The organism is Aeromonas hydrophila subsp. hydrophila ATCC 7966 (assembly GCF_000014805.1).
Lineage (GTDB): Bacteria > Pseudomonadota > Gammaproteobacteria > Enterobacterales > Aeromonadaceae > Aeromonas > Aeromonas hydrophila.
On the sequence record NC_008570.1, the window covers coordinates 4,601,671 to 4,627,803 of the forward strand.

Annotated in this window: 24 protein-coding genes; all 24 read right to left on the reverse strand. The window is 46.9% G+C overall.

Features of this window, described 5'->3' with window-relative positions; translation table 11 throughout:
- Positions 1 to 4 precede the first annotated feature (4 nt).
- A complete protein-coding gene (locus AHA_RS20980; RefSeq protein WP_011707812.1) occupies positions 5 to 2,401 on the reverse strand; it encodes a PEP-utilizing enzyme in 2,397 nt (798 codons plus the stop codon).
- The gene (locus tag AHA_RS20985) at positions 2,398 to 3,120 is read right to left on the reverse strand and encodes a formyltransferase family protein (protein ID WP_011707813.1); all 723 of its coding nucleotides are present in this window, start codon (positions 3,118 to 3,120) and stop codon (positions 2,398 to 2,400) included. Before AHA_RS20985 ends, AHA_RS20980 begins: the two co-directional genes overlap by 4 nt.
- Positions 3,117 to 3,692, reverse strand: coding sequence for a hypothetical protein (locus tag AHA_RS20990; protein WP_011707814.1), 576 nt, complete (start codon positions 3,690 to 3,692; stop codon positions 3,117 to 3,119). Before AHA_RS20990 ends, AHA_RS20985 begins: the two co-directional genes overlap by 4 nt.
- On the reverse strand, positions 3,692 to 4,213 hold the full coding sequence (locus tag AHA_RS20995; protein WP_011707815.1) for an adenylyl-sulfate kinase: 522 nt from the start codon (positions 4,211 to 4,213) through the stop codon (positions 3,692 to 3,694). The genes AHA_RS20990 and AHA_RS20995 overlap by 1 nt, the downstream gene beginning before the upstream one ends.
- Before the next feature lie 47 nt (positions 4,214 to 4,260).
- The gene (locus AHA_RS21000) at positions 4,261 to 5,217 is read right to left on the reverse strand and encodes a hypothetical protein (RefSeq protein WP_011707816.1); all 957 of its coding nucleotides are present in this window, start codon (positions 5,215 to 5,217) and stop codon (positions 4,261 to 4,263) included.
- A 101-nt stretch (positions 5,218 to 5,318) separates the two neighbouring features.
- Positions 5,319 to 7,187 carry a nucleoside-diphosphate sugar epimerase/dehydratase gene (locus tag AHA_RS21005; RefSeq protein WP_237701928.1) on the reverse strand — a complete coding sequence of 623 codons (1,869 nt, stop codon included), beginning with the start codon at positions 7,185 to 7,187 and terminating at the stop codon, positions 5,319 to 5,321.
- A gap of 137 nt (positions 7,188 to 7,324) precedes the next feature.
- Positions 7,325 to 8,404 carry a class I SAM-dependent methyltransferase gene (locus tag AHA_RS21010; RefSeq protein WP_011707818.1) on the reverse strand — a complete coding sequence of 360 codons (1,080 nt, stop codon included), beginning with the start codon at positions 8,402 to 8,404 and terminating at the stop codon, positions 7,325 to 7,327.
- Positions 8,405 to 8,516: 112 nt separating this feature from the next.
- Complete coding sequence (locus tag AHA_RS21015; RefSeq protein WP_005306683.1) at positions 8,517 to 9,296, reverse strand: cephalosporin hydroxylase family protein; 780 nt, start codon at positions 9,294 to 9,296, stop codon at positions 8,517 to 8,519.
- A 19-nt stretch (positions 9,297 to 9,315) separates the two neighbouring features.
- Complete coding sequence (locus tag AHA_RS21020) at positions 9,316 to 10,422, reverse strand: DegT/DnrJ/EryC1/StrS family aminotransferase (RefSeq protein ID WP_011707819.1); 1,107 nt, start codon at positions 10,420 to 10,422, stop codon at positions 9,316 to 9,318.
- A complete protein-coding gene (locus AHA_RS21025) occupies positions 10,419 to 11,642 on the reverse strand; it encodes a methyltransferase C-terminal domain-containing protein (RefSeq protein WP_011707820.1) in 1,224 nt (407 codons plus the stop codon). The genes AHA_RS21020 and AHA_RS21025 overlap by 4 nt, the downstream gene beginning before the upstream one ends.
- On the reverse strand, positions 11,639 to 12,202 hold the full coding sequence (locus AHA_RS21030) for a dTDP-4-dehydrorhamnose 3,5-epimerase family protein (protein WP_011707821.1): 564 nt from the start codon (positions 12,200 to 12,202) through the stop codon (positions 11,639 to 11,641). Before AHA_RS21030 ends, AHA_RS21025 begins: the two co-directional genes overlap by 4 nt.
- Complete coding sequence (rfbG, locus tag AHA_RS21035; protein ID WP_164927769.1) at positions 12,199 to 13,302, reverse strand: CDP-glucose 4,6-dehydratase; 1,104 nt, start codon at positions 13,300 to 13,302, stop codon at positions 12,199 to 12,201. The genes AHA_RS21030 and rfbG overlap by 4 nt, the downstream gene beginning before the upstream one ends.
- A complete protein-coding gene (gene rfbF, locus AHA_RS21040; protein ID WP_011707823.1) occupies positions 13,263 to 14,036 on the reverse strand; it encodes a glucose-1-phosphate cytidylyltransferase in 774 nt (257 codons plus the stop codon). The genes rfbG and rfbF overlap by 40 nt, the downstream gene beginning before the upstream one ends.
- A 41-nt stretch (positions 14,037 to 14,077) precedes the next feature.
- Positions 14,078 to 14,911 (reverse strand): glycosyltransferase family 2 protein, encoded by an 834-nt coding sequence (locus AHA_RS21045; RefSeq protein ID WP_011707824.1) that lies wholly within the window; start codon positions 14,909 to 14,911, stop codon positions 14,078 to 14,080.
- Between the two features lie 23 nt (positions 14,912 to 14,934).
- On the reverse strand, positions 14,935 to 16,239 hold the full coding sequence (locus AHA_RS21050; RefSeq protein ID WP_011707825.1) for a nucleotide sugar dehydrogenase: 1,305 nt from the start codon (positions 16,237 to 16,239) through the stop codon (positions 14,935 to 14,937).
- A 33-nt stretch (positions 16,240 to 16,272) separates the two neighbouring features.
- Positions 16,273 to 17,319 carry a glycosyltransferase gene (locus AHA_RS21055; RefSeq protein WP_237701933.1) on the reverse strand — a complete coding sequence of 349 codons (1,047 nt, stop codon included), beginning with the start codon at positions 17,317 to 17,319 and terminating at the stop codon, positions 16,273 to 16,275.
- 1,306 nt (positions 17,320 to 18,625) lie between these two features.
- Positions 18,626 to 19,726 (reverse strand): glycosyltransferase family 8 protein, encoded by a 1,101-nt coding sequence (locus AHA_RS21060; RefSeq protein WP_011707827.1) that lies wholly within the window; start codon positions 19,724 to 19,726, stop codon positions 18,626 to 18,628.
- Positions 19,727 to 19,762: 36 nt separating this feature from the next.
- Complete coding sequence (locus AHA_RS21065; RefSeq protein ID WP_164927770.1) at positions 19,763 to 20,707, reverse strand: glycosyltransferase family 2 protein; 945 nt, start codon at positions 20,705 to 20,707, stop codon at positions 19,763 to 19,765.
- Positions 20,708 to 20,877: 170 nt separating this feature from the next.
- Positions 20,878 to 22,065, reverse strand: a complete 1,188-nt coding sequence (locus tag AHA_RS21070; RefSeq protein WP_011707829.1) for an acyl-CoA reductase — start codon at positions 22,063 to 22,065, stop codon at positions 20,878 to 20,880.
- The gene (locus tag AHA_RS21075; RefSeq protein WP_011707830.1) at positions 22,062 to 23,120 is read right to left on the reverse strand and encodes a LuxE/PaaK family acyltransferase; all 1,059 of its coding nucleotides are present in this window, start codon (positions 23,118 to 23,120) and stop codon (positions 22,062 to 22,064) included. The genes AHA_RS21070 and AHA_RS21075 overlap by 4 nt, the downstream gene beginning before the upstream one ends.
- Positions 23,120 to 24,490, reverse strand: coding sequence for an AMP-binding protein (locus AHA_RS21080; RefSeq protein WP_011707831.1), 1,371 nt, complete (start codon positions 24,488 to 24,490; stop codon positions 23,120 to 23,122). Before AHA_RS21080 ends, AHA_RS21075 begins: the two co-directional genes overlap by 1 nt.
- Entirely contained in the window at positions 24,490 to 25,239 is a 750-nt protein-coding gene (locus AHA_RS21085; RefSeq protein WP_011707832.1) for an SDR family NAD(P)-dependent oxidoreductase, read from the reverse strand. Before AHA_RS21085 ends, AHA_RS21080 begins: the two co-directional genes overlap by 1 nt.
- Positions 25,239 to 25,472: an acyl carrier protein gene (locus AHA_RS21090; protein ID WP_011707833.1), complete on the reverse strand. Its 234-nt coding sequence runs from the start codon at positions 25,470 to 25,472 to the stop codon at positions 25,239 to 25,241. The genes AHA_RS21085 and AHA_RS21090 overlap by 1 nt, the downstream gene beginning before the upstream one ends.
- The gene (locus AHA_RS21095; protein ID WP_011707834.1) at positions 25,469 to 26,005 is read right to left on the reverse strand and encodes a GNAT family N-acetyltransferase; all 537 of its coding nucleotides are present in this window, start codon (positions 26,003 to 26,005) and stop codon (positions 25,469 to 25,471) included. The genes AHA_RS21090 and AHA_RS21095 overlap by 4 nt, the downstream gene beginning before the upstream one ends.
- Positions 26,006 to 26,133 lie beyond the last annotated feature (128 nt).

Sequence of the window (26,133 nt, forward strand, 5' to 3'; positions counted from 1 at the left end):
TGTATCACACCAAATTAATTGTCTTATCCTGACAGTTCAGGACGATACCCCGACAACGCAACAGGCGGCTGAATAGCTGCTCACCACAACCAATAGCCGCCGGGATACCAAATTCAGCACAACGAATGGCCATGTGGGAATTGGCTCCGCCATATTGCGTAACCAGACCAGCGATATCCCGCGTAAAGACCCAGTCATAGCCAGGGTCTGCATTCTCGATGCAGACAATCCGTCCCTGCAATGCCGTGGTGACCGGTGTGTCTTGCTGTAGCAATATTCCCTCGGCTTCCACTCGCTTTTGCGTAATAAAATTAGGCAAGCTGCGATGTATTGGTACAACGAACACATCATCCGCCCCCGAAATCAAATGGCCCAGTTTCAAAGAAATGGCCTGCTGATACTCATGTCGAGCTTTGTCTACCCAATTCAACACAACCCGATCGATATCATCCAGCAGTGGAGAAGCCAGAGTATCCAACAGTTGGAATATATCCAGGTAGGAAAGATCCTCCCGCGCCAGACCAACCTCTCCTCCCCAACGGTTGAGCAAAGCCAGTGCATCCGATAAGTCTCGAGTGAACACCAGCTTGGCGTACTCTCTCCCTTGGACGGCCTGGCCAGCATAGGCCAGCAAACCTGCGGCAGTAACAGGCCAGCTTCGTTCATCCAGCAATCGCTGCAACGCCTGTTCCTCGTCGGGCTGTAGCTCAAAACCTCTCGTCGCATGAACCGACTCCAGCTCATTCGACCCAGATGCGGTCGCAAACAGGTCGTGACGCTCATCATAGCGCAGCGACGTAATGTCATAAGTCCCTGGACGCAGATGACCAAATCGGGCAAGAAAATGATCCGCGGGTTGTGTCCCCGCAAAAACAGCCGCGTAATCCGTGGTGAGATCGGTTGTCACCGTATGTAAGGACCGTTTCCAAAGCTGCAATCGTTCCGTAGAAATTGCTCCGCGACGGCATGCAGAACGCAACAACGCTTCGGCAATGAAGGCATGACGGGCGAGGATCGCAAAGTTAACGGTACCGAACTCACGGCACGCCATCAAAAGACGTTTGACGGATGCCAGATCTGCTCGCCAGTTGTTAATCGGCCCCCTTCGCTCTTGATCGACTGCACATGCGTGGATACCCAACATTGCGGACGCTAGCGAGCCCTCTCCCTCGCCGACGATGGCGCGGCACGTTAATGTACCCAGCTCCTGTCGATAGGTTTGAAACGCATCGGAAGTCAGACACCCGGCATAACGAACTTCAAAATCGGCTTCGAAGGTAAAATCCAGACAAGTTTGCACAACCTCAAACTCAACCTTGTCATGCCATTCCGGGTGCTCGCGTAAACGTTCCAGCCAGACTGTGACCAAACGATCGCCCGTTGCATCATCAAGACCTGCTGGCAAAAAAGAGTTGAAGCTGCTGCGTACATCGATATAGGGATGATGCCCCAGCATCACCATCAGCACTTGATGGCGGGGATGGTAATACCCCATCCTGGATCGAGCCTCCCGCCATGCCGAGTCGGTTACCAGCAGACGATAGAGAGATGAAGCCAGTGGGCGTGGCATAGTCCCGATGATCTCGGCAGGATTCCAATCCGGCATCACCCCCAGTAGTGAGTTACCACCAAATAGATCACGCTGAGGAGGAAGGGTTTGCTCAAGGTAATGCCGAATATGGGCCAGTTGTCGAGCAACTCGCCGCTCAGTGACCGGATGCCAAGTATTACAAAGAGTGATGCGACGAACTTGTAGAATGTAAACGCACTCTTGGCGATCGATAGCAAATTCGATGTCCAAAGGAACCCGTCCACAAAGTGCCTCCAGCTCTCGGCATGCCGCCAACAGTGCCTGAATACGTGTTGAACGCACGAGACGATGATCAGTATCACGGTATATCAGTACTGTTTTCTGGATTCCAACCCCACCCGTAATTGTATCTGTCAAACCACTTTCATCATCATAATTAATCACATAGTAGGGGGCGCCATGCTCCAGATCGTGAGTCATCACGACCCCGCTCATCTGAATATCTCTGAGCATGGGTTGCACTAGTATCTGATTCTCTCCATGTTGATGCTGCCCGAATGAGGTAATCACATGCTCGATCGCCCTATCCAGATCCAATTGACTATCTGCAGGCACGTTCAAACAGCTGGTAAAAGCTCCAGCCATGGAATCACATTGGCTGTCTTCATTTTGAGCACTGCTCCGGATGATTACGCAGCCACCATGATCCATACCGGCGATGGCCGCAAGAATTACAGCTTTTTGGTATAGCCACTGAGTGACAGTAAAGTAATAAAGAGGGAGAATTTGCGAACGGCTAACCCTCGTTTGTAAGCGGGCCAGAGTTTCAGATTTAGTTCCAAAATTAAAATCGGGAGCATGGAGACTCATGAGGGCCTCACCTGCTTATCGATGGCGAGCAGGGCCATATGTTTGAGTAGAGGATGAATGATGAAATAAGGCGGAGAGTCCATTTGCTGAGACATCCGATCCCACGGCAACCCTGACCGCCACTGAGCCAGCACAGTCACCAACAGATCGGCACGAATCATATTGTCATAAAGGTAATCGACATCCGTTCCAGCAGGCGGCAATGGATAGTGCTTCCGCGCCAAAATCGGACCGGTATCGATACGTTCATCAAGCAGCAAGGCACTGGCTGCACAACCGCCCTGCTCAATGATCTGGTAATACAGGGTTGTGCTACCCCGATACTCCGGAAGCCAGCCAGAGTGAACGTGCAACACCGAATAACAACGTAGTAATTCCGCCGGAACCAATTGCCCCGCGTAGCCTGAGTAGACCACCAATTCAGGACTCAGAGAGTCCAGCATCACAAGCAATGCTGGATCCGAGAGGGAGTGTGCCGAACACACCTGATAGGGCCAACCCAGCTCATCGAGACAATCTGCAAGCTCCCAACATGGATCTGGAGTGAATAGATCGTCGACCATTACACCCTGTACCTGCCGAGTAGACTGGACCTTCCCCCCTCCATCGCCATATACCAAAATAGCATCTGGAACTATGTTCAAGTTTGCTAACGCCTGTACATAGACGGAGGAACGAACCGTACGGCCACAAAGCAGTACTAGACGTTGTGCACTCATAGACCCATCTCCGAACTCAACTCACTCAATAGTTGCTGTTCCATATTCAAGAGCCAAGCCAAATAAGCCCCCTGTTCTGCATCAAGATGCTGAATTTGTGAAATGAGAGTGTCATTCAACTTGAGAAATCCACTCAGAAAATAACCGACAGATTGACGCTGCCAGGCACGAGAGAGACTCTCAGACAGCCACAAATAAGGTTCTATAGCGAAATAGCTGCTTCCAGCCAGTGGTGGATGCGGGGGCTGGGCCTGATAGCCAACATACAGATGTTTACTAACTTCAAATTTTTTCAATAACCGGAGTAACCAGTAATCAACAACCTCCTGATCATCGGTTTCCGCAACAGCCTCCCGTAAGGCTCGACACATCACCTGCAGCAACGACAGAGTGTCATCAGCACTTGCCAAAATGCATGAGGTCACCGGAGGCAACGCAGGGGCAGGCAAACGCTGACAGGCCAACCTTCGCGATAGTCGCCACGCGTGCATAAATTCATCCCCCATGAATGGGGTATAGTGATAACGCTGGGGTGTTTGTAGTAAATCACCTTCTGAGTAGGGATAACGCATTAGAGACCTCGCCCACAGACCTGCCGAATACGGCTAATATATTCAGGCAACAATGATGCATCAAAACTATTGTGTATCACTAGATCGGGAGCAACAGGATGACAATATTCAATATCAACCCCAACGACATTGTGCAGCCGACCACAAAGAGCAGCTTGATATAGCCCCTTGTCATCACGCTGCATCAACGCAGACAGAGGAACATCCACAAAAATCTCTCGGTAATCAGAGAAAAGATGCCGATTATTGTTCCTTATGTCAGGAAACATCGCTAGATTACAGCAGACTACATCGATCCCCTGACCATCCAGCCAACGACAAAGTGATTGAATGCGTTCTGCATTAATTCGTCGCCCAGCGATAGAATAAGCGTCGGCAATCTGATCGTGACAGAACAGAGCCCGTATTTCATCACCATCAACAAATACTAAGTTTTTCTGATCGATCTTCAGATTTTCATATAAAGCATGGCCAATGGTTGTTTTACCTGCACCAGACAATCCGACAATCCAAATAACCATAACAGCCCTCAATCAACTATAAACAACTATAAATGCAAACAAAAAGCTTATAGTAAGCTACTCAAGCGTACCCAGCGCCAATATTCTTCATTCTTATTATGAATCAAGGTTGAATACAAATCGTGATTGTTAGCGCTGAATGATGCCATCCATTTATTCTGCCGATGAATAAATTGCGAGGCCAAATCATCACAAGCGACAATACCTTCCATGTAAAATAGTCCTCTATCAAGATCAGCCTTTGAATTACCTCGAACCCATATATCTTTTCCACTTTGCAGTATTTGTTGATAAACCTCAGTAAATTCATCTTTACTTAAATAACGAACAAACTTCCCTGTCCCAATATAACTTTCTTTTGCAGTGCCAAGACTAAATGAATAGTCAAAAACAGTAATTTTCGAGTTTTTTATATAATCAAATAGCTCGGAGCCACTCCGAATTGCATAAAGTAAAGTGACGCCTTTGGCAAAAAAAACATCATAACCAATGGGTATTCCAGAGGAAGCATCAGTTGTAATTACTTGGTATTTTTCGTGCATCAACTTCGCCATTAAATTAAAAAATGGTGAAATATCATAACCAAACCAATTAATACTAGACAAATCGACCTGTATAGATGGCAATTCCAGAGTTAGTTGTAATTGCTGAATAAACTCCATCCCATCGATGCACCCAAATAAAGTCTGGCCAAGCTCAAAGAAAGAGGATCCAATCAACTCCAGCGCCATCAATTTATTTAGATTAAAAACAAAATCGTCAGCATGATGAATTTCATCGGCATATATATTGGCAATATCATTGAATTCATTGCTACATAAAAGTCGGATCATCCGATGATACGAAAATAAATCATTCGAGTAGCGAGCATGCATTAGCCAATCATATGCTTTAGCATTAGTTCGGAAATCATATACTGTCTTTTTCCCAAGTTCTGGATCAATCGAGCCAAACTCAAGATAACTAAATGCAATGCTTTTTGACTTTAAAGAATCAGTATTCATGATAATCCTTCATAACTAAAATCAACTATTGTCAGACTGTCAGACCAAAAATCCAAGACACAATAATATCTGAAGCATTAGTGTATACAAAAAATCTTTCATCACAAAACATCCATAAATGACAATGCAAATATATCACCAGAAAAAGTGAATATGTCATTTTTAAACTTATATTTATCAACCAAGTCACAATAAATTTCCGGCAAATATGCCTGAGAGCAAATTAGCACATCTGCCGAAGCATTATTTAAATCATGAGGCGCTCCGACTTTCTTCCCTAAAAAAAATGAGCCTTGCTTTTGGGGGTCAGAATCGACAATACCAACTATAATTACCCGTTTTTCTTCTAAATTCCACTCAATAAAGTCTACAGCAAACTGCCCGGCACCGAATAGAATCACATTACGGATTGAATATATAGGTTTTAATGTTGCGAGATTAACTACTTTTAAATCTCTTGACATATTTGATGTAGTAACAATAAGATTTTTGTCATAGGTATTTTTTAGCCATGATTCACTATCATTGAGTGAATCATGATTATCTATCATTTCATTTTGAATAAACTCTAAAATACCCCGACCTTTGCTCAACCACCAATCGATAGCTTTATCTGAAAGCTCAAGACTCAAACATTCATCTATAACAAACTGATAAAAAAACTTTAGCGCATGCCTATAATAATAAAACTTTAGCTGAGTGACTCGAGAATATGAATCAGCGGCGAACAAAAGTGCCTGTTTATAATTCATTCCACAAGACGATAGAGCTATAAAAAATATATTCGCTGGCCTACACGATAAAACATGCAAACCAATGAATACCCTCAGGTCAATTTTTTCTGAAAACGTTATGTTATAATAATTCCAGTCAGGATGTGGTTTTCCAGTGAGTATATAATCAATATTTTCAACAAAATAACCTACTGAGTTTCCAGCGTTATGTACTCCAACTGATTGACATACTCCAGCTCTTTTTTCTACAGACTGAACTTCATTAGTTGATATCAATTTATTAATGGTGGCAATTAAATTATTTTCATGACATACGTAGTGTCGCTCTCTATCATTTATGTCACTACACTCAGATTCAGGCAAATGCAAAAGCGTAGGTCTTCCAGTTGCTAACTCGAATAAATGGATTGAATATTCCCTATGAGTTAGCATTAGGATACCTCTAGAGTAGTCACTAATATAATTATCTGAATCACTATATAAGAAATTATCAAATCCAGAACCTAATTCAATACATCTGAGAATAACCTCATGCCCACGATCTAGATGATAAGGTCTGAATATGATTTTATAATTAGAAAAGCTGTTAAGTAATTTTTTTAATGTTGGGAAAATAGAGTCAACCACCCACGATTTTTCTATCGCTAGGTATGAAAGGTGATAAATTATTGCATCTTGTTTTTTGCAGTATGTAACCGCATTGAAAAAAGCATCCAGCTTTGGAAGACCAAAAGGGATTTCACACACAAACGGATGCTTGTGAAATCGCATGCATTCTGGAAACTTGTTCATATAAGAGTTGCTCGATGACTCTACATGATGTCGTATTCCAAGAATATAATCAAAGCAGAAACCGCCACCATATACGTCAATGGTTTTCTTTATATCAATGTCGATCCCATGTTGGCACCCAACTTTTACAACTGAACTGGGAAATCGAGAGAAGAGATCATAATTTGATTCACCAAGAATGATAATATCTAACAGTGATAGCCTTTCAAACTCGGTGTCTTTATATATAACAAGAGTAATCTCGCAACACTCTTTCATATACCAAACATAGTTTTCTTTAAAATCCAACTCATGAACGATAGCAACACAATCAATAGTATTGTAAGTATTCAGCTCGCGCAAAAATTGTATCGATTGATTCGCAATAGCATTGAAGAATAAATTGAAACCAACAATGTATTTACTCCCATTAAAATGATTCCAAATATCAATCTGTTCTGTCACCGAGCGAACTACTGGCTGTCCAATCATATAGTTACCGCATAAAGTTTAAACATATAGATTGCTATTCTCCTGCTATATTACACAGCGTTCTTAACATAAGAACAAGAACATTTAGCCAAATCATCTGACAATTAAAATCATTTAAAATGCAACTGACCATCAAACGTTACAAAATGAACATTCGAGTCAAAATTTGACATTATCTCATCTAGATAATTATAATTGGATATGATAACCAATTCTGGTGATAATAAAACCGCATCAGCTGGAGATATTATCCTTTGCCCAGTTCCTGGAATATACCTACCCTGTTTATTTATATTAACATCGACACCGAATTTTACTATATTCTTATTCAAACATAAATGATTCATCAAGGTCACCGCTCTGCCAGATACCCCCCAGATCAATATGCTTTTATATTCATTTATTATTTTTAATATTTCCGAGCAATCAAACACCCCAGTATTTAGTTTGCTGCAGATAACTCCAGAATATTGACCATTGAAAAGGTGGAATACACTATCCACTTTCAAATTAAAGTTTTTTAACAAACCAGTAATAGACAAAAGAGAGTAATAACTATGACACTCGTGATAAAGCATGCTAAAATCGCCAGCATCCATTATATATTCGAGCGCTGGGTATTCAATATAAATAACACCATCATCAGCAATTGAGTCCCTTATGGAGTCGATCAGATTCGGACTATTTATAAATGAGTCGAAACAATGTCTTAAAATAACAAGATTGTATTTCGTCTCAGTTTTGGAAAAGTATTCCTTGTGGATTATATTAGACAACCCGTACTGTCCATCATAAGCAGGATCAAAACCACAAACTTTTGTAACCTTTACCTTATCTATTAATAACTTTAAAAAATATCCACTCCCACATCCTATCTCTAGAACGCTAGATGATTCACCCAGAGAACATTCAGAAATCAACTTATCAGCCAGCCCAGATAAATACTCTCTATAATACGGAGAAGACATCTGGTCGTTATTGTATCGAGCATCATAAGCAATATCATCCGCACAAAATGATGGATTAAATAAATAACAACAAGAATTACAGTAGTAAAAATCCACCGCAATTCTATTGCATGTTATTGCTTCCCTTTCTGAATCATATAAAACATTTTGAAGAATAGGAGAGTTATCCAAATGAAAATACAATTCAACATTAGAGCTGCAATGCGGGCATATATATTCCATAAAACACCTACGATTGAATATTTCGGCGATTAGACTTCATGTTTAGAGTCATACCATTTATTAGAAATGTCATCGTATAATTATGGTAGCCAGAGACATTTGTAACCCCACATTATTTTATTCGTTTCAAGTACCCATCGGGCGCAACCGTTATCATTAGTTTATTTTCGATGAACTCGTCCACTACAAATCTAGTATCTTTAGCTAAAAATGAGTGAACAGCTGTTTTAGGATTATTCCCAGGCCCCCAAGGACGATCACTGGATAATGATTCTGGTAGGTCTTCGACTATAGTATCAAACACAACACAATAGCTACCTACGCTGACAAGGCCTGCATATGCCTCTAATTCAGCTAACACATGATCATGTGTATGGTTACTATCTAAACAGAGTAGGACTTTTTCATATCCAGCCGCTATTTCATAAACCTTTTTAATGACTTCAGCGTCGACACTAGAACCTTGTAGCATTTGTATTCTTGATGATAGAGGATGACTCTCTATCTGTACTCTATTATGCTCGCGTATATCAATATCAATACCAATTACTTTCCTTTTACTATGGCGAGGATCAATCGTAGAGCCAGACTCTATTGCTTCAAACAAGTCCAACTGGGCAAGCATGGCTGCGCTAAAGATAATAGACCCGCCATGAGCAATACCAGTTTCAATTATTAAATCTGGTTTAACATCAAAAATTATTTCTTGCATGGCGACTATATCTTGTGGATATTGAATAATTGGTCGACCAGCCCAACGAAAATGATATGAATATTTTTTTTCACAAGATAAAGACATCCATCGTGATGTTAGCTCACAAAGAGATTTAGATTCTGCCATTTGGCGAATTTCATCTACACATTGTTCTTGGAATATTTTGTCTTGTCTCATATATTATTGCTCCACAATCTCAACTCATAATTTTTTTTACTATACCAACTACTGTATCAATGCTTTGCTCACTCATATCATGATATGACGGTAAATTAATTGCGCGTGTAGAAATGCAATATGATCTGGGCGTGGAATTTTTTGATGCAAATGGCGGCGTTGAACTCAACGGCCAAAAAAATGGTCTGGCATCCACGCCTTCCGATTGAAATAAATGTTCAATATCAACTCTCGGAATATTTGTACATAAGCCAAATACCACCGTCGGCATCCAAGCTCCATTAACTCCATCATCTGGCTCCGGATTCATGCTTAGACCAGAATAAGACAACAAAGCATCCCGATAATAATTCAATATCTGTCGCTTGCGAGCAACTAACTCTTCAATCCGTTCCATCTGACCGCAACCGATCGCTGCTTGAATGTTCGACATTTTGTATTTATAACCCACAGTCTCAGGCCAGAACTGACGAGTCTGTCCACGAACCCGGCCATGATTACTCAGAGTCAGTACACGTTCGTAAAGTTCAGCATCGTTTGTGACGAACATTCCGCCCTCACCCGTTGTCAGGGTTTTTGTCCCATGAAACGAGAAAGCACCGAAACGTCCCATGGAGCCTGCGCGTTGTCCGTGGAACACAGAACCTATCGCCTCCGCAGCGTCTTCAATCACCGGAATGCCATAGCGCTCACCAATGGCTAACAATTGCCTCATGTGGCAGAGATTGCCATATAGATGTACAGCAAGAATGGCTTTGGTACGTGGAGTGATCGCCGCCTCTACTAACTCAGGATCCAGACACCAAGAATCAGGTAATATGTCTACGAAAACAGGTGTCGCACCCAGATGAACCACTGGTGCGACACTGGCAATCCAGTTACTATCCGCTAATATCACCTCATCGCCAGCACCGATACCCAACGCGGCCATCCCCATATGTAAGGCCCCGGTACAACTTGAGGTAGCGATAGCATATTTAACCCCCAAATATTCACGGAACAGTAGCTCAAAACGATCAATATACTCGTAACAGCGCTCCCCCCAGCCATTGGCAGCCGCATCTGTGGCGTAACTAATTTCCAACGAGGTGATAGATGGCTTGGTATATAAAATTCGCTCACTCATAAAATCTCCAAACTCGGGACAGCGACGACAAAACGAGTACCTGCAGAACGCAGTGGCGCCAGCTGGCGGCAGATTTCATCCGCCAAATTCCAAGGCAAAATCAGGACAAAATCTGGTGGATTAGCCATCAGCACATCCGGAGACATAATTGGAATATGACTGCCAGGTAAGAAGCGCCCTTGTTTCGATCTAGCGGCATCGCAAACATAGGGCATTAGATCAGGACGAACACCCGCATAGTTCAACAAGGTATTACCTTTAGCCGCAGCACCGTAGGCAGCCACAGTTTTTCCAGATTTTTGCTGCGCCAATAAGAAAGAAAGCAGAGCGTTTTTGATGCAGTCCGCCCGAGCTTGAAATGTCTGATAGCTCTCCAACTGATACAATCCAGCCACGGCTTCCTGCCGCAAACACTCAGAAACAGCCGTAGTAATGGCTCGTTGTTCATCAGCATGACAGACGAAAATGCGTAAGCTTCCTCCATGGGTCGCTAAAGACTCGACATGGAACACGAGCAAGCCAACCGAAGCCAAAATCTGCTGCACCGTTCGCAATGACAGATACGAAAAATGCTCGTGATAAATTGTATCGAACTGCACCTGCAACAATAGTTGCAGCAAATGCGGAAACTCCAGCGTCAAGGTTCCACCAGAATTTAACAATCGCTTCAAACCACGGCAGAAGTCATTGATATTGGGAACATGGGCTAGAACATTGTTGCCGATCAGCAGATCTGCACCTTGACCATGTATGCACATCTTTTCGGCTAATTCGGCAGAGAAAAACTCCCGGATGATCGGGATACCCAGCGATTCTGCGACGGCAGCAGTGCCAGCGGTAGGCTCAACCCCGAGACAAGGTATACCTGCTACTACAAAGTTCTTAAGCAAATAACCATCGTTGGCAGCAATCTCAACAACATGACTCTTGGGCGTCAGAGATAACTCATCGAGCATGCGCGTGCAATACAGAGCGGCATGAGCCAACCAGCTGCTCGAAGTACTTGAAAAATATGCGTAATCGGCATGAAAAATTTGATCTGCCGAGGCAAAATCCTCAGTTTGTACCAACCAACACTGGTCACACACTCGCAAACGTAATGGGAACGTCACCTCGGGCCGAGAGAGATCATCAGAAGACAAATATGCATTAGAGGGCGGAGCAAAGCCCAGATCGAGAAAACTATGAACCAACTGTGCATCGCAGTGTCGGCATCTCATTGAATTACTATTCCCTGAAAATTATCGTTTAATACAGGATGCTGGTGATCACGTGCGGATATTTCCGTTATCGGCAGCGGCCATGAAATCTGAAGTCGTGGATCCAGTGGACAGAGTCCACCTTCCGCGGCAGGAACATGAACCGCCGAATGACAATAGAGAATTTCAACTTCGTCACTCAGCGTCTGAAAGCCGTGAGCAAACCCTTCTGGAATCAACAAAGAACGGTGGTTATCATCAGAGAGCTCCTCAGCGTACCACTGCAGAAAGGTCGGAGAATCCGCTCGAATGTCGACGATCACATCCCAGATACGTCCCTGAATACAAGTCACCAGCTTTTTCTCGGCATATGGCGGATGTTGATAATGCAGTCCTCGAATCGTGCCACAGCGCGACGTATATGTCAGATTGACCTGAGCAATACATGATTTCCACCCCAACATTGCCAGCTCTTCGGCACAGAACAGTCTGCTCAAGGTACCGCGTGAGTCACCACATACTTCACGCTGCAACAATCTGGCACCAGGTAAAGGTTCGGACAATAGGGTAAAACGGCTCATAGCTGAGCCTCATAGGCTCTAATTTGTTGCTCACACAACTCCCGAGCGTCCGTTCCCTGATACCAATCACGATACCAACACATAGTCTGTTCAATGGCTTGCGGCAATGACCAGCGGGGTAAAATATTCAGAGCATGACGCGCTTTGGCAGTTTCCAGAGCTAACCAACCAGTCTCATGAGGCCCAGGATCCCCCACCAAGCGCCAAGCCTCCTGGCATAGACCAAAACTGAGCGCAGCCAAATTAACCACCTGCGCCACACTCGCCGCATCCCGGCTATCTGGGCCAAAGTTATAAGCCCCGGCCAACCGTGGCTCGTGATATAGACGTTGTGCCAAGACCATATAGGCCGCAATAGGCTCTAATACATGCTGCCATGGACGGACCGCCTGGGGGCTTCGGATAGCTAACGTCTGACCGACTTGCCAGGCCCGCACGGCATCTGGGATCAAGCGATCTGCGGACCAATCGCCCCCACCGATGACATTACCAGCCCGAGCAGTTGCAACCGCAACACCTCGGGCCGCCAGAAACGCATCACGATAACTGGTGATTACCAGCTCGCTAGCCGCCTTACTCGCACTGTAAGGATCATGCCCCCCCAGACGGTCTGTCTCACGATAAGGCCAGATGGATTCCAAGTTGGAATAGACTTTATCCGTGGTCACCATGACAACACTCTTGACCGAATCTGACGACCGAAGCGCGTCTAACAGATAGACGGAGCCCATCAGATTGGTTTCGAATGTTCGAGCAGGTTCAGCATATCCTCCGCGTACCAAAGATTGCGCAGCCAAATGGAATACCACTTCGGGTTGTGACTCCAAAATCAGAGGCCCAAATTGCCCCGGGACACAGATATCACAGATATGGTGCCGACAGATCTTCGCTACCTCAGCAGCTTCAAATAAATTTGGTGTTGAAGGGGGTGCTAGGCTAATTCCCGTCACTTCAGCCCCAAGACGATGTAACCATATAGTCAGCCAACTACCTTTGAATCCGGTATGACCGGTAACGAGCACCCGCTTCCCCTTCCAGAAGGATGCATCAACACCCCGTGTCATACCCAAACCTTCCAAGCGGCCTTGTGATTGGCCCATAACTCCTCCAGTTGATTCTTTTCCCGTAACGTATCCATTGGTTGCCAAAAACCTTGATGCTCAAATGCCATCAACTGCCCCATATTGGCCAACGTTACCAGTGGCTGTCCTTCCCAACTGCACTGGTCACCATCCAATAACTGAAATATCTCTGGAGAAAGCACAAAAAAACCACCGTTAATCAACCCCCCATCACCACGCGGTTTTTCAGAAAAACCTGTCACCAAGTCACCCGCTCGGGTCAGAGCACCATAACGTCCAGGAGGGGAAACGGCTGTCACGGTCGCCATCTTGCCGTGACGTTGGTGAAAATCGATTAGTTGACCGATATCAACATCACTAAGCCCATCACCATAGGTAAAACAAAAAGCCGATTCGTCTTTTACGTATTCAGCCACACGTCGTAACCTTCCACCGGTAAGAGTTTCTTCACCTGTATCGACTAGAGTAACGCGCCAGGGCTCTACGTGGTTATGGTGCACCTCCATGCGATTATTCTGCATATCAAAGGTGACGTCAGACATATGTAAGAAGTAATTGGCAAAATATTCTTTGATAACATAGCCTTTGTAGCCAAGGCATATAATGAAATCATTAACACCATAATGTGAATATATTTTCATAATATGCCAAAGGAGAGGCTTTCCACCAATATCAATCATGGGTTTTGGGCGAAGATGTGACTCCTCACTGATTCGAGTTCCTAACCCACCGGCAAGAATGATTGCTTTCATAAAATGCCACCTAGAATGAGATAATTTAAATTACAACCTGGTTAGATTAAATCATTTGGCATTAAAGCTTGTACACCAAGATTTTTCTGGAGTGCATGTATTATTTCATTCTCAACATAAGATTTCATCCGTTCATCTCCATGGTAAAGCGTGGCGAAATCATCAAGATAATAGCAAATATAATCATATTTGCTTAGATACTCATCATCTCCAGACATTCTTTTTGATTGAGTTTCAGCCCTATGCTCAAAATAACGACGATAGTAGAATTCATTTTCCATAAAATGGACATTGCCAAACCATAGAAGGTGACTAATGATAACATTGTCAACTCCAGTTTTTTTTCTAAATTCGAAATTAACAAGGTTATTACGTCTAAAGACAGAATGAAAAAAAGTACAATTGTTGATATACCTTACCGACTCTAGATATCGACCAATTATTTTGGGGCTGAAACGATAGATAGCCGCACTCATTACATCAACTTCGTCATCATCACGAACAGCACATGGTACACCACAAACCATGCTTAACTCATCATGTTCCATCAGCATAAGGACTGCACGCTCAATATACCCATCTGATATATAATCATGTCCACCAAGCCACATAAAAAATTCTGTATTCGCCTCTCTAAAAAGAAACTCAAAGTTAGCTATTGCACCAATGTTTTTTTCCTGCCTATATAATTTAAAACGAGCATCACCAGCAACTAGTTGCTGACATAACTCAAATGTGCCATCATCTGAACAATTATCAGATATCAAAAAGCAAACATCTTTCCATGACTGTCGCTTAAGAGATTGTATAGTTTCCTCAATATACTCATACTCATTGAAAATTGGTAGACCAACACTTACGCTCCCTTTAAACATAAAGCCCCACTTATCTTTTATATTTATGCTCGTATAACCAAATCACCATCTTCAATAAAACGGCCTCTGGTGTCAACGATTAATTGAGAGCACATTTTTATCATATCATAATTAAAATCATCATGGTCAGTGGCAACCAAAACACAATCATAGCCTGATATGGATTCAGCCGATAAATTTATACTACTCATAGCCACTTGATACTCACTAATATTCTCAATTTTCGGCACATAAGGATCACTATATGATATTAAAGCCCCCAGACGAGATAGCTTATCCATTAGGTGGATTGACGGACTCTCTCTTATATCATCTACATTTTTTTTGTAAGAAACGCCCAATACTAAAATTTTACTACCCTTAATGGACTTAAATTTTTCATTCAATGCAAATACAATTTTACTAATAACCCAATCGGGCATTGCGGCATTCACTTCCCCAGCTAATTCAATAAATCTTGTATGTATCCCATACTCCTTTGACTTCCATGAAAGATAAAATGGATCTACAGGTATACAATGCCCTCCCAAACCAGGGCCAGGGTAGTATGCAGCATAGCCAAACGGCTTGGTTGCCGCAGCTTTAACCACCTCAAATATATCAATACCCATTTTATCTGAAACTATTTTCATCTCATTAACCAAACCGATATTGACCGCTCGATGAATATTTTCTAATAGTTTTGTCATCTCTGCTACACGGGTACTTGATACAGGGACCACTGTTTCTATTATCGACTGATAGAGGGCAACACCAACGTCTAAGCAATGTATTGTTATTCCCCCACACACCTTAGGAATCGTAGAGGTAGTATAAAATGGATTGGCAGGGTCTTCCCGTTCTGGAGAGAACACTAAAAAAATATCTTCCCCTATTGTTAGCCCCCTCGACTCTATTCTAGGCTGTAGCTCTTCCTCCGTAGTACCTGGGTATGTTGTTGACTCCAAAGATATTAACTGGCCGCTGTGCAGATAAGGTTTTACTCCATCAATCGCATTAATGACAAAAGATATATCAGGTTCTCTATGTTTATTTAATGGCGTAGGAACACAAATTATAACGACATCAGCAATACGAGTATCGCTGATGTCGTTAGATATGCTTAGGCCATCAGAAACGGCGGCTACTACCTCTGAGCTTTTTATATGAGAAATATAGCTAAACCCATTTTTAAGCATGTCAGTTTTCTCATGATCAACATCAAACCCGATCACTTTAAAACCTTTATTACAGAAACAAAGCGCCAGTGGCAAACCTACATACCCAAGGCCAATAATAGCAACGATAGCATCTCTATCATAAATTTTTTTCAACAGTGAATATTTCATTTCCAACCACCCAAAAATAATTGGTCAAGATCTCTATTGGTTATTAACAATCCGATCAACTTGATTCTTCATGAAAACCCCCCAGTCGAAGTTGTTTTTTGCAAAGTCTCGTAATATATGTTCTGCATCTGATATATAAAAGGATTTACATTGATTAAATATATTAACCAAATCGACGTCAGCATCATCATCACTTACACGATAAACACCTGGGAGATTTGAGAAATCGATGCTATCTTGATAACTTAGAATAAATGGTAGTCCAGCAGCCATAAACTCCCTGACCTTTAGCGGCTCTGTTTTAATATTTCTTCCTTGTCGCCGGTGCAACCCTAAGCATGCAACACCACAATGAGCTTTGTTATAAAGTTCAATTAAATCATCACCATCTACAGAACCGCAAAATTCAACCATGTCCATAACATCATATTTCTCAGCAATTCTGATTAATTCATTTTTTTCTGGTCCTTCACCAATAACATAATAACGACATCGCACATCTGGCACTTTAATTTTAAAATCTTTGAGTGACTTAATTATTCTGTCATAGCCATGCCAGAAAGCTAGAAAGGCTACGCCAATAAGATTAAACTCTTTATCAATTTTTTTTCTTACTGGGCTTGTGTTAAAATCAAGAAATTGGACGCCATTTCCTGTTTTTATTATTTTTCTGCCAAGAAAAACATCTCCATCTTCACATGAAGGAGAAAATACACCCGTAACATAAGGTGTTATCATCTTTTGATTTTCAACATCAACTACTAATTGTTCATCTGTCAGCTCACCATTGTATGGGTATGTTGGGATCTCAAAATAAACAGTAGCTTTTTCGGCTGCAACTTTTGAAAGCAATGCCAATGAGTGATCATTAAGAACACAGTATCGTATATACCATCTGTCGGCGTTTATTTTTCCTTTTCTTATTAAATACACAACCTTCTCGAAAAAAATTTCATCCCCATATGGGGTATGACGATAAAGCGTTTCCCGCCCTGTTTCTCTCCCATCAACAAAATCAGTCAAGATAATGTCCGAGCCATCCATACACAATAGAGAAATGCTTACGTTATTCTTTGACATATGAATGCTCTGCGCGTAAACTTTTTTTCTTACACCAATTAGACCTTTTGTCTTTAGATTAACGCAAGCAATTACGCATATATTTAACATAACACCTCTAAAGTTTTCAAACAACAAAATAAAGCTTTATCTAGAATAGATAATCGCTACATCCCTGAATCCTTGGCAGACTGTCTTATAAAATATAAGGGAATCCAACATTTATCATGAGAAAACGATAAGCGAAGTGGGATCACAACAATAAGCTTACTGTGCTCTTAAAAACGTTCCATAAACTTGCTTATATGTATGATGAACAATGTGGTAAATATTGAGCATGCTTTACTGAGATGGTGCAGATAATAGCTTGATCCTTCTTCTTTTTACAGTAGCATATGACAGATCTTGGCGTTATTATAACCATCAAATATTCACCTATTTTATCATGAGTTACAATGATTTGAGAAACCGTTGTCTGCTACTCTCGTCTCCTCCTCATGCTTGTGAATTTTTAATTTGTCTTCATCATGGGCCTTGATAACTATTGGTATTAATAATGAGGTGAGCTGTCGAACCTCACTTGGATATGCGTTAATTAATATCGCCGGCCTTGCTGCTTGTGCTGTTACTTTTAGAGCTTGGTATACGCCATCATCGAAGCAATTAATTAATGAAGCTTTTCATTACATGCAGCTGAGATTCTAATAGTCCCAGCTGCTCAATAGCAGAGTCTCTATAAGTAGTGCCTTCGGTGACCATGAACAACATGTGGCAGCTACTCATAAATATTATTATAGCAATGTAGAGTAGATAATAATATCACCTATCCAAGCCTAACAAATCAGGTATTATTCCATAGTCTTGCAGACTCATTTTTAATATCTATTTCAGATTCCTCAAAGTAACCTACGGCTATGATGACCAATAATTAAAACCAGATAACTCCAACCATCTCACTGCTCTAACAGAGCTTACCCACTGTTGATATGCCTCTTGCACTGACAGAAGCGGAGCGTAAGAAAAGTAATACACTAATAGAAAGGTGCTGCCTTCATTACTCTTACTCTGATCCACCAAGGCCCACATGAGATGAGTACTGGCAAGTAAAAATAACAACTCATTGATAAACGCTCTTCATGCAAAAACTAGTTTATAGCTGAGGGAATCTCTCCCCTAAACTTAGATAACGGATTGAACGATATGTCACTGAAACTCCTTCGAGAATTAATAACTCTTAATAAAACAAAGGTGATGACAACTGTCATATTAGCTCAATCTGACACTCAACGATAAATATTAATTTATTGACCCGCCATTGGACAATTTCTCATATATACAAAATTCCAAACTTCGATTTAATTTCTTCTATTATTGCTTCACGATGCGGAAGTGATGCTACTATCACCACATCAATTGAACTTATATCGACAAGACACGCCCTTATTCCTACCCCCATAAAATCGCCAACTACAACCTTGTCGACAAGGCATTCAATAGAATATGATGTCATATTTGTTAATATTTCATGACACAACCTACGCCCTCTTTGCCCAGCTCCCCAAACACCTATACGTGCTCCATCAGGGAATGAAAGCCTCAACCTAGACAATATTTCAATGTCATGATCATCAAGGTATGACTGCAACGGTTCATTAGCATAATCAGTCTCTCTGCGACTCACCAAATAACTACCTTTAAAGGGATGATTAGAATATATATGCCAAGGTTTCTCCTGACCGCAGAAGTGAACCAAAATGGGTAGAAAATTATTCTGCGCAAGATGATTGGGCTGGGCATTCCATTTGTTATCGATATAAACCGTCTTGTTTTCTAAAACAATATTTAATGCATCCTGATCATTATGCTCAAAGCCATTATTCTCAATCAGTAAGCGCAATGCTTGTTCACTGATATTTTTGGCTCTCCATTTATCGAGATTCATTAGCATAAAGCCTGCGTTGAAATACTTTCCTGAGGATATTCCTCGCATCAGTTGTTTTTTCTTATCACATCCCAATATGTGATCAGATACAACGGCAACGATTGCATCCCCCATATCTATCGACCAAAGCGGGCTGATATCTCCCAGAGCAATCATGTCGGAATCGATAAATAAAACTTTATCAATGCTTTTCAAAATATGTGGAATCGCAAATCTATAATAGGTGACTTCATTCAACCTATTATTATAGAGGTTGCTGATGGGAATATCTTTATAATCTGGTAGATTATCATAAAACTTAATCACTAAGTTTTCTGACTCTAGCTTTGATAGCTTAAATTTATTTGTCTCACTCAGCCTGGCTAGAACATGACATTGTAGTTGAAGGTCATGACTGAGGTGTTTTCCTAAACTATGTATTAGGGCCGCTAGGTGAACAGCAAAAGAATCATCAATACAGAAAGCAGAATGAATTATTTTTCTCATATCATTACCTAACTCAGCTATTGAAACAATGTCAAATTAGCCAAAAACTTTATTAAACACCCGTTCCGGTTCATTCCTATGCTGCCATGCAAATTCATGACGCTCATCAAAGAACCACTGAGACTGAACAGAGTCCGTGATGAGCGAATCAAACAACGCCCAGTTTCTGGCGCGTAAAAAATACAGCGCAGTGGAAAATAAAAGATGGCTTTTCCCCTTTTTCACCAACAACTCATCCATTCCTACCTCAAATGCCAAGTCACACGCGGCCAACATATCTTGCAAGGCAAGCTTACGACGTTCATCTGAAGCACGAATAGTTCCACAAATGCTGTCGCTATGGACTCTATAACGCCCATACACCTGTGAAATACGGTCTATTCTTCCTCCCAAATAAAATGAATTGAGAATATGCCAGGAGTAATCGTTCACTACATGGCAATCAAGATTCACTGCATCCAACATTCTTTCATGCCGACGGAAAGCACAGGAACTGGTATTGAAAAAGAGTCCGTACTGGACTAGGTGTTCCGGACCCGCTCGCACAGGGATATATTTCGCGTTGTAGTAATCCCTGCTGAATAGCGAGGTGGTACGATTTGAGTCGCTATCAAATACTTCAGCCTCATGATAAACGAAACCACAATCGGGATTCCTATCCAGATGATTGGTCAGCGCCTGCAGCTTGCCGGGAAGAGCCAAATCATCTCCATCGACATAAACCATGTACATTCCCCGAGCTTGTTCCAGCAAAGCACGTATGGTCAGGCACACCCCTTTGTTTTTTTTGTTTTGCAAGATACGCAATCCCGGCCACTGCCGTGCCAGCCGTTGCATGATGGACCAGGAGTCATCACTCGAGCCGTCATCGATGGCGATCACCTCGAACTCGAAATCCGTCTGCTGCTCGAGCAGGCTGAGCAGGCAGGGTTCGATGAAGCGCGCCAGATTGTAGACGGGCACCAATACGCTGACTTTCATAGGGAAATCCAAGGGAAAATGAATAGAAAAGAAGCGGATGGGAGAAAATGGGCAAGGCTACCGCACGGTCCCTGTCAACCCTTCTCCCTCTCTGTCAGGTTTTACTGCAAGAGGTATGCCTGACCAAGCTAATCCATTGAAGCTGCTGGATTTATGTGAGCCACACCCGATTATTCGCGTCGGCTGAGGCCACGGCTGCACAGTTGCAGCATGTCGATGCCATCCCAGTGCCATTCGAATGCGAGCGCCTGTCCCGGCGCCACCACCCGGTCAATCCGGCAGGTGGGGGCAGTCGGCAGCGCCGCTTCGACCCCGCCCCTGTCACCGCCAACCCAGACGCAGGTCTGCATGTCCCAGGGCTGTGCCAGCAGCTCATTCAGGGTATCGGCCACAAATTCGGCAACTGTACCTCCTCCGACGTGTGCGAGCCGCAACGTGCTGGTCGGAGTCAATAAGGTGACGCCGGGCAAGCCGGTCACCTTCATTGCCCCCTGCTCGGCGGCATTTTGTTGACTGTGGATCAGTCGTTCCATCGCCAGGGCGGGATCGGCGGCAAAGGGGGCAAACAGGGCTTCCAGCAAGCGGTGGCGCAGCCCTTCGTCGGGCTCACCCAGCCAGCAGAGGGTGGTTGGCGAGGCGCAGGCCTGCTGGTTGAAACGGGTGCAGTCCTGCTGCAAGGCATCCAGCATCCGTTGCCACTCTTGCGGCTCCAGCCCGGCCAGCCAGCGGCTGTCGAGTACCGCCATCGAGCGGCGGTCCGGAAACACCACCTCCTGCGCCGTGGGTGCCAGGGGAATGGCCCGCACCTGGCGAATGGTCTCATCGCCGCCCCAGATGATGCGCAGCCGGCAGCGCGCCGACAGCCAGGCGGTAATGCCCTCATCGTGGTCATAGCGAATGAAGCGGGTACGGGCGGCGATCTCTTGCCATTCACCGAGGCTGAACAGTTCGTTGAGGATCGCCAGCATGGCCTCCTGCTGCGGATCGCGGCGTGACGACAGCCGCATCACGCAGGGATTGCCCATCAACAGAGCCATCAACCAGGAGTAGAAGGCCACCGTCGGCACGTTGGAGGGCACCAGGTGAAAAGTGACCCCCAGCGGCCCCCGTCCCTGCAAGCGCTGCTGTTCTCTGGCCAGCTGGCGCGGCCGCAGCCAGAAACCGAACGCGGCCAGATCGGGATGACGACGCCCCTCCTGTTGCAGGCGGGCCGACAGCGCCGTCACGAAGTCGCAGATGACGGGGGCAAAGCAGGGCAGCGGCTGCGGGCAGAAGGTTGGCCAGCCCGCAGCCGGCGCCACGAAGCTGACCGCCGGCCCCTCCTGCCAGTGCCCGGTGGTCACCCCGGACGGGGTCATTCGAAGGTATCGCTGCATCCCCTTACCTCGGCGCCGTACTGGCGTCCCGCTACGTGAAAATAACGGCCATGGCGGCCACAAGGGCAGTCATCCTCTCCCAGCAGCACGCCGAGATCCTCGCTCAGCAGGCTGTGGCCGGGATAACTGCCGGGAATGGCGGAGAGCACCTGCAGCAGGCCTGGACTGCCAATCCCGAGCGGCTGATGGGTGAGCGGATCGCGCACCTGTACATCGGCAAACACAGGAGCATGCAGGTGACCCTGCTCGCACTCGACGAAGATGGAGCCCACCTGCTCCACCATGCCGTAGAAATTGTGCACCCGACCCAGCCCCAGCTGTTCACGGCAGCGGGCCTTGAAGGCGGGATTGTCCACTGCCAGATGCTGCAGCTTTTTCCAGCCGCCGCTGTGAAACAAAATGCCCTGTGTCAGCGGCAGTTGCAGGCCGCGCTCACGCAGCGGCTCCAGCAGGCATTGCCAGACCATGAAGGTGAAGCCGAACAGCAGCACCGGCTGGCCGGCATATTTGTCACAAAAGGCCTCTATCACCGGCCAGTTGGGCCGCATCTGCTCGTCGAGGGCATAGGTATGGTCACGGCCGAGGAAGGAGAGCCCCAGCGCGCCCGCGCCGCGCGCCGAAAAGCCGCTGCGGTTCTGGATCAGGGCGGGTTGCTCCACCAGCAGCATGGGCAGGCGCTGCTTGCCGACAAACTCCTGCAGGATCTTCACCAGCACCTTGCTCTGCAGAGCGGCGGTCTCCCTGTCCAGCACGATCCGTGATGGCGAGCCCGTGGTGCCCGACGAGGTGAGCACCTTGAACACCTCGCTCTGCGGCACGCTCTGCCATTGGGCCAGTTTGAACAGCCGGGCCGCCAGGTAGGGCAGCGCATCGTAGTCGGTCGCCGCGGCCGTCCAGCCGAAGGCTTGCAGCACATTGTCATAGGCCGTGCAGTGCGCCTGATGGTGCGCAGTCAACGCGTTGAGCCGCGCCAGCAGCTGCGCCTGTTTGGCAGCCTGGGGCAGCGCGAAGACCGGCGCGCTCAGCAAGTGCTCCATCACGCCTCCCTCGCCAGTCTGGCCAGGGCGGCGTAGTCAATCTTGTGATTCGCTGTGCGCGGCAGTTGTGGCACCTGCACCACCAGCACCGCGCGCGGCGGGGCCTGCAGCCACTGCGCCAGCTCGCGTTGCAAGCCGTCGGCCGTCTGGTCACCGCGAGGTTCGATAGCCACCAGCAGGCAGTCGTCACGCCCGCCGCAGGCCCCTGTCCAGCCCCAACGATGGAGCTGGCTCTCGACCTCCGCCAGGCTGACCCGCTTGCCAAACAGCTTGAGAAAACGGCTGAGCCGGCCGCAGATGTAGTAGCGGCCCGCCTCATCGCAACGGGCCAGATCGCCGGTGGCCAGCTCCTGCAGCTGGGCGCCCAGCGCCAGATCCTCGGCCGTAACGGCGTAACCCAGCATGACGTTGTCACCGCGATAGACCAGCTCCCCCTCCCCGGGCTTGCCCCCCTCCAGCGCGCGCAAGGCGAACTGGCCGCCGGGAATGGCACGACCGATGGCATCCGGATGAGCGGCCACCTCGGGCGCCGCCAGCCAGGCCATGCGGGCGGTGGCCTCGGTCTGGCCGTACATGACGAAGAAGCGCCGATCCAGCCGCAAGGCCTGCTCGGCAAACTGCTGCGCCAGCGCGGGTTCTAAACGCCCGCCCGCCTGAGTCAGGGTCTGCAACGAGGGGTAACGGGCCCAGTCAAAGCGCAGTCGGGCCAGCATCTGATAGGTAAAGGGCACCCCGGCAAAGCTGCTCACCTCGTGCAAGTCGACCTGCTGCCAGAAGTCGCGCTCCAGCACGCTCCCTTCGTGCTGCACCAGGGAGGCGCCCACCAGCAGATGGCTGTTGAGCACCGACAGGCCGTAGGAGTAGTACAGCGGCAGGCTGGTGATGGCTCGCTCAGCCGCCATCAGCGCCAGATAGTCGGCGATGGAGGTGGCGTTGGCAGCCAGATTGCGTCCCGACAGCCGCACCCACTTGGCGCTGCCGGTGCTGCCCGAGGTCGGCAGCAATACTGACAGTTCCGGGTGCAGGGTGGGCGTCGTCGCGGCGAGCCGCTCCAGCTGACCGGCGTCATTGACCCGCCAGCTCACGTCAAACTGCCGGCAGCTGGCATCGCGCTGACTCGTTGGGAGGGCCGGGTCTGCCAGCATCACGACATGCCCCAGCTTGAGCGCGGCAAGATAGTGCAGCAGGTGGGCGGTGCGGGTGAAAAAGGGCAGATAGACCAGGCTGCGCTCGTCCGGATAGCTGGCCGCCAGCCGCGCCACCCGCCGTGCCAGCTCGCCGTAGGAGAGCCAGCCCTCTTGCGGGTCGCGCCAGGCCGGCGCCGGGTTGTCTTCCCGCAGGTGGGCGAGCAGTGCGTGTGCGTGATCCATCAGACCGTCATGCCTCCATCCACGCCGATGACCTGACCGGTCACATAGCTTGCCAGGTCGGAGGCGAGAAACAGCGCGACCTTGGCCACTTCGTCCGGCGTGCCGATGCGCCCCATGGCAATGCTGGCGAGCCGCTCGGCAAACTTGTCGTCCGGGATGGCGTGGGCCATCTCGGTGTCGATGAAGCCGGGGGCGATGGCATTGACCCGGATCCGGCTGGCGGCCAGCTCCTTGGCCAGCGACTGGGTGATGCCGATCACCGCCGCCTTGCTGCCGGCATAGCTGCAAAGGCCGGCGGCACCGACCCGCCCCATCAGGGAGGCCAAATTGATGATGCTGCCGCCACCGCTGCGCTGCATCAGGCGGGCGGTATACTGGCTGCAATAGACCACGCTGAAGGTGTTGTGACTGAAGGTCTGCTCCAGCTGGGCCTGGTTGACCATACCGAGCAGCCCCTCTTCCAGAATGCCGGCATTGTTGACCAGCACGTCCAGCTGGCGCGTCTGGGCAAACAGCTGCTGAAAGGCCTGCTTGACTGCCTGCGGCTGCGCCACGTCGACACAGAGATAGTGACAAGGCACGCCGAACTCGGCGCCGAGTTCATCGGCCAGCCGGCTCAGGGCCGCCTCGTCACGCCCCGCCAGCCACAGCTCGGCCCCCTGCGCGGCAAACAACCGGGCAATGGCGAGCCCGATGCCGCGCCCGGCGCCGGTGATCAACACCCGCTTGCCTTGCAGCAGCCCCTGCATCAGAGGGCGACCCCGTACTTGGCGAGGATCTCCCGCGCCTTGGCGACCGAGCTCATGTCGATGATGTCATCGGTATCGAGCAGCACGCCGTAGCAGTCCTCCAGCTGGGCGATCAGGCCCATGTGGGCGACAGAGTCCCACTGGGGAATGCTGTTGTAGGCCAGCTGGTCGCTGATACTGCCGACGTCGATGCCGAGGGCATCGGCAAAAACCTGTTCCAACGCTGTAGTCATCTGAAAAATCTCCGTAGCCGTTCTCGGGCGGCATAATAGTCGGCGGGCTGCAGTTCGAGGGCGATGAAGTCGCCCTGTTGCCCCTGTTGGCGATAGCCGAGCTGCGCATTGAGTCGCAAAGCGGCGTCATTGCCGGTGCGCACCAGAGTGCGGATGCAGCCGAGCTCAAAGGTATCGAAGCCCTGATCGAGCTGTGACAGGGCGGCGGCGACGGCCAACATGGGGTGGCGCACGCTGGAGCGGCCCAGATAGAGGCCGGCATCGGCCACCGGCTGCCCCTGCAGCGATTGCCTCGTCTCCCCTTTCAGGTTGACGTAGCCGGCCCGCAGGCCACGGCACCAGAGCACCCAGTGCTGCTGGTCAGGCCGTTCCAGGCTGCTGACGAACCACTGCCGTTGCTGGCGGGGGGAGATGAGCGCCTGCTCCACCATCTGCAACCGCACCTCGTCCTGGTTGCGCCAGCGTCGCAGAGTGGGCAGATCCCAAGGCTGGAGCGGGCGCAATTCGACACCATAACTCATGTTCAATACCAATGACGTCCCATCACTTGCCCATGTTATCGACCATCGCCGGGCAATTCCGTAGCAAAGCTCAATAATATAAGATGAAAACTCGGTATAATCTCAAAAATAATCAACGAGTTGTCATCAATTATCCGGCC

Bases quoted from the DNA above. Each gene is read 5' to 3' on its own strand.
- AHA_RS20980 (WP_011707812.1), bottom strand. From the start codon at position 2,401: ATGAGTCTCCATGCTCCCGATTTTAATTTTGGAACTAAATCTGAAACT.
- AHA_RS20985 (WP_011707813.1), bottom strand. From the start codon at position 3,120: ATGAGTGCACAACGTCTAGTACTGCTTTGTGGCCGTACGGTTCGTTCC.
- AHA_RS20990 (WP_011707814.1), bottom strand. From the start codon at position 3,692: ATGCGTTATCCCTACTCAGAAGGTGATTTACTACAAACACCCCAGCGT.
- AHA_RS20995 (WP_011707815.1), bottom strand. From the start codon at position 4,213: ATGGTTATTTGGATTGTCGGATTGTCTGGTGCAGGTAAAACAACCATT.
- AHA_RS21000 (WP_011707816.1), bottom strand. From the start codon at position 5,217: ATGAATACTGATTCTTTAAAGTCAAAAAGCATTGCATTTAGTTATCTT.
- AHA_RS21010 (WP_011707818.1), bottom strand. From the start codon at position 8,404: ATGGAATATATATGCCCGCATTGCAGCTCTAATGTTGAATTGTATTTT.
- AHA_RS21015 (WP_005306683.1), bottom strand. From the start codon at position 9,296: ATGAGACAAGACAAAATATTCCAAGAACAATGTGTAGATGAAATTCGC.
- AHA_RS21020 (WP_011707819.1), bottom strand. From the start codon at position 10,422: ATGAGTGAGCGAATTTTATATACCAAGCCATCTATCACCTCGTTGGAA.
- AHA_RS21025 (WP_011707820.1), bottom strand. From the start codon at position 11,642: ATGAGATGCCGACACTGCGATGCACAGTTGGTTCATAGTTTTCTCGAT.
- AHA_RS21030 (WP_011707821.1), bottom strand. From the start codon at position 12,202: ATGAGCCGTTTTACCCTATTGTCCGAACCTTTACCTGGTGCCAGATTG.
- rfbG (WP_164927769.1), bottom strand. From the start codon at position 13,302: ATGGGCCAATCACAAGGCCGCTTGGAAGGTTTGGGTATGACACGGGGT.
- rfbF (WP_011707823.1), bottom strand. From the start codon at position 14,036: ATGAAAGCAATCATTCTTGCCGGTGGGTTAGGAACTCGAATCAGTGAG.
- AHA_RS21045 (WP_011707824.1), bottom strand. From the start codon at position 14,911: ATGTTTAAAGGGAGCGTAAGTGTTGGTCTACCAATTTTCAATGAGTAT.
- AHA_RS21050 (WP_011707825.1), bottom strand. From the start codon at position 16,239: ATGAAATATTCACTGTTGAAAAAAATTTATGATAGAGATGCTATCGTT.
- AHA_RS21055 (WP_237701933.1), bottom strand. From the start codon at position 17,319: ATGTCAAAGAATAACGTAAGCATTTCTCTATTGTGTATGGATGGCTCG.
- AHA_RS21060 (WP_011707827.1), bottom strand. From the start codon at position 19,726: ATGAGAAAAATAATTCATTCTGCTTTCTGTATTGATGATTCTTTTGCT.
- AHA_RS21065 (WP_164927770.1), bottom strand. From the start codon at position 20,707: ATGAAAGTCAGCGTATTGGTGCCCGTCTACAATCTGGCGCGCTTCATC.
- AHA_RS21070 (WP_011707829.1), bottom strand. From the start codon at position 22,065: ATGACCCCGTCCGGGGTGACCACCGGGCACTGGCAGGAGGGGCCGGCG.
- AHA_RS21075 (WP_011707830.1), bottom strand. From the start codon at position 23,120: ATGGAGCACTTGCTGAGCGCGCCGGTCTTCGCGCTGCCCCAGGCTGCC.
- AHA_RS21080 (WP_011707831.1), bottom strand. From the start codon at position 24,490: ATGGATCACGCACACGCACTGCTCGCCCACCTGCGGGAAGACAACCCG.
- AHA_RS21085 (WP_011707832.1), bottom strand. From the start codon at position 25,239: ATGCAGGGGCTGCTGCAAGGCAAGCGGGTGTTGATCACCGGCGCCGGG.
- AHA_RS21090 (WP_011707833.1), bottom strand. From the start codon at position 25,472: ATGACTACAGCGTTGGAACAGGTTTTTGCCGATGCCCTCGGCATCGAC.